7 protein-coding genes are annotated in these 5,127 nt (G+C 62.4%); 4 read left to right on the plus strand and 3 right to left on the minus strand.

The features are described 5' to 3' along the window. Window positions 1-93 (minus strand): acetyl-coenzyme A synthetase N-terminal domain-containing protein (locus EOC06_RS41785; protein WP_245469360.1); only part of this gene is annotated, 93 nt, incomplete at its 3' end. Window positions 94-236: 143 nt separating this feature from the next. On the opposite strand from EOC06_RS41785, the gene EOC06_RS05925 reads away from it, so the two are divergent. From EOC06_RS05925 to EOC06_RS05940, 4 genes are all read left to right on the plus strand, one after another. Further along, window positions 237-1,085: a DUF2259 domain-containing protein gene (locus EOC06_RS05925; RefSeq protein ID WP_245469354.1), complete on the plus strand. Its 849-nt coding sequence runs from the start codon at window positions 237-239 to the stop codon at window positions 1,083-1,085. A gap of 443 nt (window positions 1,086-1,528) precedes the next feature. Continuing rightward, window positions 1,529-1,816, plus strand: a complete 288-nt coding sequence (locus EOC06_RS05930) for a PqqD family protein (RefSeq protein WP_164898480.1) — start codon at window positions 1,529-1,531, stop codon at window positions 1,814-1,816. Continuing rightward, window positions 1,816-2,250 (plus strand): lasso peptide biosynthesis B2 protein, encoded by a 435-nt coding sequence (locus EOC06_RS05935; protein ID WP_127808136.1) that lies wholly within the window; start codon window positions 1,816-1,818, stop codon window positions 2,248-2,250. Before EOC06_RS05930 ends, EOC06_RS05935 begins: the two co-directional genes overlap by 1 nt. Beyond that, entirely contained in the window at window positions 2,247-3,233 is a 987-nt protein-coding gene (locus EOC06_RS05940) for a serine kinase (RefSeq protein WP_128307314.1), read from the plus strand. The genes EOC06_RS05935 and EOC06_RS05940 overlap by 4 nt, the downstream gene beginning before the upstream one ends. 217 nt (window positions 3,234-3,450) lie before the next feature. On the opposite strand, the gene EOC06_RS05945 is transcribed toward EOC06_RS05940, so the two are convergent. Both EOC06_RS05945 and EOC06_RS05950 read right to left on the minus strand, forming a co-directional pair. Further along, the gene (locus EOC06_RS05945) at window positions 3,451-4,410 is read right to left on the minus strand and encodes a glycosyltransferase family 4 protein (RefSeq protein WP_128307315.1); all 960 of its coding nucleotides are present in this window, start codon (window positions 4,408-4,410) and stop codon (window positions 3,451-3,453) included. Beyond that, a partial coding sequence (locus tag EOC06_RS05950) for a glycosyltransferase family 2 protein (protein WP_245469355.1) occupies window positions 4,407-5,127 on the minus strand: 721 nt, incomplete at its 5' end. The genes EOC06_RS05950 and EOC06_RS05945, both read right to left, overlap by 4 nt.

Genomic DNA, 5,127 nt, shown 5'->3' on the forward strand with positions numbered 1-5,127 from the left:
CGAATACCAGTCGATGGCGCCGGCTGCGTCCGCCCAGAAGCGTTCCGGGTCGCGTTTCCAGCCTTCATAGACCTCGTGATAGCGTGAAGCCATCCATACCTCCCCAGGAATGATTTTCTTCCCTCCAGATAGCGCGCTCTACCCTTGGCCGCAAATGCACGCCATTGTACGGCCGATATCGACCTGGCGCTTGGGGGCAAGCAGCTATGAAATTGCGATTCGAGATTGGAGTGGGGATGTTTGCTGCTGTGCGGATCATCGGGCGCCTTGCGCTCCCATTGGTCATGGGTGTCGTGCTCGCGATCTCCGCTGGAACCGCTCAGGCTGGCGATGCCGCGGCACGGCACATCATCGGCTTTTCGCCGGATGGCGCTTATTTCGCCTTCGAGCAATATGGAACGCTCGACGCCGGCGCCTCGGACTCTGGCTGGTCGCAGATAGACATCATCGATACCCGCACGGATCAGTTCGTTGGCGGTAAGCCGATCCTCGTCGTCGACGAGACGGAGGAGGCGACACTGACGCTGGAGCAGGCGAGGGCGCAGGCCGCCGCTCAGGCGGCGCCCATTCTCGCCCAATATGCCATCATATCCCCAGCCGAGCAGACGGCTTCCGACAAGTTCACCTTTCCGGGCGAAATGGTTGCCTACAAAGACATTTCTCGCCTCGAGCAGGTGTCGCAGAAATGGCTGGCGCCGCTCCATGGCGAAACAGGCATTTCGACCATCCAGCTCGACGAAATCCTGGCGGCCAGCACGAGCGATTGTTCGGCGAGTTTCGATGTGACGCGGCAAGGCGACCAGCTACTTCAAGAGGAAAAGCCACTTCAGGGTGAGAAGGCGGGCAAGGCCCTCGGCTTCCGGCTGACGCTGCAAGGCCAGGATGGCAAGCCGTTCAAGATCCTGCACGAGGACAAGACCGTGCCGGGCTCAAGAAACTGCCCGACCTCCTACAGCCTGTCGGAATCCTACGAACTCACCCCAGCCGGCAAGCCGGCGATGATCGTCGTGCTGGTGCAGCGTTTCAGCCAGGGTTTCGAGGGGCGCGATCGCCGCTTCCTCGCGGTGACCGGGCAGCCACGCTGAGAGGTCACGCCCAGGCGCCGGCAGCCGCTCTGTCTGAAAGGTTGTTTCTAGATCGGCAGGGCCACAAGCATGAGGCCAATGCCGCCAGCGATCAAAATGGCTGTGGCCAGCGCTTTTCTGTGACGTTCGAAGCTCGTCGGAGCCCGCTCCCAATTGTAACGCATACGCTATCTCCCCAATACCCGGACAGGTTTTACCTTACTTAGGGGAAGAAATGCAACGTCCGCTGCCGGCAGGCCCGCTGCTTGTCACATTTCATCGATGACTATTTCTGGGACGAATGCGGCCGGGAAGACGCAACCGAGCAGGTTCTAACGCGACTGGCTCGGCGAATCCGTCAGCAAAGCTGTTGGTCCCGTGCACTGGGCTCCCATGATCGGCTGATAGACAGCGCTCCACCTCCGCGCTATCTGATTTCCGGGACGAGCGTGGCTTGGAGGGGCATGGTGGAAATAGTCTCTGGAACCGTTCTGCGGCTGGCCGAGGATGCCTCGGTGCAGCATGTGGGCGATGGCGCAGTCGTGCTTTTGGCGCGCAGCGGCCAGCTTTACACATGCAACGGCACGACCGAAGCCTTTCTCGACAAGGTGGACGGCGCGCGCAACCTCGACCAGATCGTCGACCTGCTTTGCGAGGAGTTCGAGGTCGACAAGGGGACGCTCGATCAGGACATGGCGGCACTGGCCGCGGATCTGATCTCTGAAGGTATCCTCGCCGCTCCAGGTGCTTGATGGCTGACGGCCCGCTCCTGCGCGCTCTGTTTCGCTGCCATCTCTGGGCAAGCGCGCGGCTGATGCCGGTCCTTGTCACCAACCGAAGCTTCGAGGAGGTGCTCAAATGGGCGCCGCTCGCCTCGTCGACGCCCTATCGCGGTCTGCCGTCCGCCTACATAGTCGCCAGCGTCAACCGCGCCGTCCGCCGTCCCTGGCTGATGCGTGACCGCAGGTGCCTGAGGGAGGGTCTGCTCGGTCATCGTTTCCTGCGCCTGGCCGGCTTCGATCCGGACCTGCGCTTCGGCGTCGATCCGCAGTCGATGCAAGCGCAGCGCCTGGCAGCGCATTGCTGGGTCTGCCTCGATGGCAGGCCGGTGGTCAGCGACAAGCTTCCCGGCATGGTCGAAATCTATCGTCATCATGCCGATGCCGTAAAGGCGCGTCCCGCTTGACCAGACCTTCAGCCTGCTATGGCCTCAACGGCCTGATACTTGGCATATCGGCCGAGCGCCCGGAGCTGTGGCAGGATTTCGACCGGATGCTGGGCAGCCTGCGTATCGCGGAACCCGTCGAGCCGGACTTTCGTCTCGAGATCGCCGAGACAGACACCCTGGACGAGGCGCCCAACGGATCCCTCGTCTTCGATGGCGAGGTGCCGGAGGATGGTCCCTGCCGGATGTTCGAGGATGGTGGTATCATCCATCTGGTATTTCCCGGGCGTCAGACCGTTGCCATCAACGGCGTGGCGGGATGGGCCGAACTCCGGATCCGCCCCGGCGCGAAAGCCGCGTGGACACCGGCAATGCTGGTGCTCGACGCCGCGCTCGACGCCGGTGGCCAGCATATGCTGCACACTGCCGGCTTGACGTTGCCGGACAGCGATGCGGTGGTGCTGATCCATGCTCCGAGCGGCACCGGCAAGACCACGACGTCACTCGCGCTGGCAACTCAGGGCTTTGGCCTCTGCTCCGACGACGCCATGATCGTGCATGCCACTTCGGGCAAGGTCGTAGCCTGGGGTCTGCCGCGCGCCGTCAAGATCCATCGGAAGACCGCGGAGATGATCCCGCAGGTGGCGCCCTGCCTTGGCCAGACTTGGGATCGCAACAGCGAACAGCCCGTCTCGCTTGAAAGGCTGGAGGATATCATCCGGGTGGAAAACGCGTCCGCCCGGCCGGTGGCGGCCCTTCTGCACCTGGCGCGTTCCGCCGGAAGCCAGAGCCGGCTCGTCGCCATGGCCGGCACCGACGCAATGGTGGCACTGGCGGTGGACAACGTCCGCACCGGTATGACCGGGCTGCTGCCGATGCAGAAACGCCGGCTGGCGACCATCGCCGGGCTGGTCAATGCGGTGCCGACCTTCCGGTTGGAGGTGGGCGCGCGCCCGGCTGACGCGGCGGCACTGATCAGCGCCGCTCTGACGACTCGGGACTGAATACCCCAGGCAACGTGGGGCCGCTATTCCTTGTTCCCAAGGGCGTGGGGATAGCGTGTTTCGGAGTGCTTCTACTTCGCAGTTTTGCGCAAAAACAACGATTTAAGCGCAGCGCCGCCTCGTTATCCTTGCTGCGCGAGGTACGGAAGAGCAAGGGTCCGGGAAAACTCGAATGGCGCTACAAAGGTCAGGTTTGGCAGGGCACACCCGAAGCCGCTCATCTCATGGGCCCGACAGCTCCGCCCGCAGTAAGCAACGAGGCAAACATGCGCGCGTAGTTCTCCGCCTGCACGCCCCAATCCCACTCTTGGATCGTCTCGATCATGCGGGCGGCCATCCTCGACCGGAGCGATGGCGTGTCCCGCAACAAGGCTAGCTTGTTCGCAAGCCCCTCCGCAGTTCCATCGAAGAACAGCCCGTTGTCGCCATCCCGAATCAGCTCGGGCATGTTTCCCACACGGGTGGTCACCAAAGGGACACCGCACGCCGCCGCCTCCAAGCAAGGATTGGGAGTGCCTTCGCTGAGGCTGGCGCAGACATAAACGTCGAGATCCCGATAGAAGCCGGGCATCTCGTCATGGCTACGCCAGCGTTGCTCGCGAATCGCCGTCAGTAGGCGCGCGCCCGGCACGGCCGCTACCGCGGGCTCGATGACGTCGTGGAAGCCGCGATGTGCTGGACCATGGTTGCCGAGACTTCCCGCCCATCCGACACGGAGCTCGCCAGAACCGGGTTGTGGCTCTTGTGCGGGACAAAAGAACGTCGTGTCGACTCCATTGGGCGTGTAGTGGACCGGAACACGCAGTAGAGGACCGTATTCGTGCTCGAACTGCCGATTGTTGACAAAGACAGCGCGCGCCAGCCGGTGCAGGGCGGCGAGCCCGGGCTCGCGGAATTCGCCCTCCAGCTCTCTGTGGCTGCAGATCCCGACGAGCAGCCTGTCAGACCGCCTGGCGAGGGCCGATTCCGGCAGGGGCAGCTTCGAGATCTGGAGCCAATAGAAGATGAGCACGATGTCCGCCGTGTTCACGTCCGACTCAGTCACATCATGTTGAAATCGTTGGACGATCTCGAACCTTCTTTCCAGCACGCGCCGGAGATTTTGGGTCTTGCGATCAATCGCCCAGCCGGGTCGATCCGCGATCGCCAGGACGCGGGGGAGGTGTACCTCATTCACGAGGCGTACCGCTCAAGCCAGTGTGCCGACCATGGATTGGCCTCGTCCAGATCGTCGTCCGTCGCGCTGGCGCGCACGTGGCTGGCGTCCGGCAGCAGAATATCCTCTGATCGCAAGCGGGGTCGCCATCCGTGCCAGCCACGACCAATGACCTCTTCGCTCAGGAACCGGCGGCCAGCATACTTGCATGCGGCGTGCTCTGCGCTAAGGAACAGATAGTGCTTCATGCGAAAACGCTCGGAGTAAAGCCTCACCGGACCCGCGAACCGTACGAGATGGCCGCCTGACCACGCAATCTCCATGGGGCCGTCCTGTTTCTTGTAGGCACGGACGCAGTGTGGGGAGGTTGGCCGGAACGGGTAGTAGGTGCGCAGCGTGTGTTGATAATCGGGATTGTCGTGATCGGGAGCTTCTCTGGTAGGAATGAACGTAAACTCGGAAGATTCGATCGCATTGAAGCCGAGTGCGTCGGCTGCCGCAATGGCGGAGACCAACGATGAGTACGAAGTCGGCGGAAGGTGGATCTCGTCAGCGTCAACATGCATGAACCAGTCTGCTTCGAGCGACTGAAACAGTTCCTCTTTGCGACGAAGAAGGTGCTCCCAGCAATACCAGCCGTTATGCGGGATGGTTTCGAATCCTATCAATCCGGCTCCGCAGTAGCGTTGGGCAATCTCAAGCGTTCGGTCCGTCGACTGATTGTCGCAGATGTAGACC

The sequence above is a fragment of the Mesorhizobium sp. M7A.F.Ca.MR.362.00.0.0 genome, assembly GCF_004023175.1.
Lineage (GTDB): Bacteria > Pseudomonadota > Alphaproteobacteria > Rhizobiales > Rhizobiaceae > Mesorhizobium.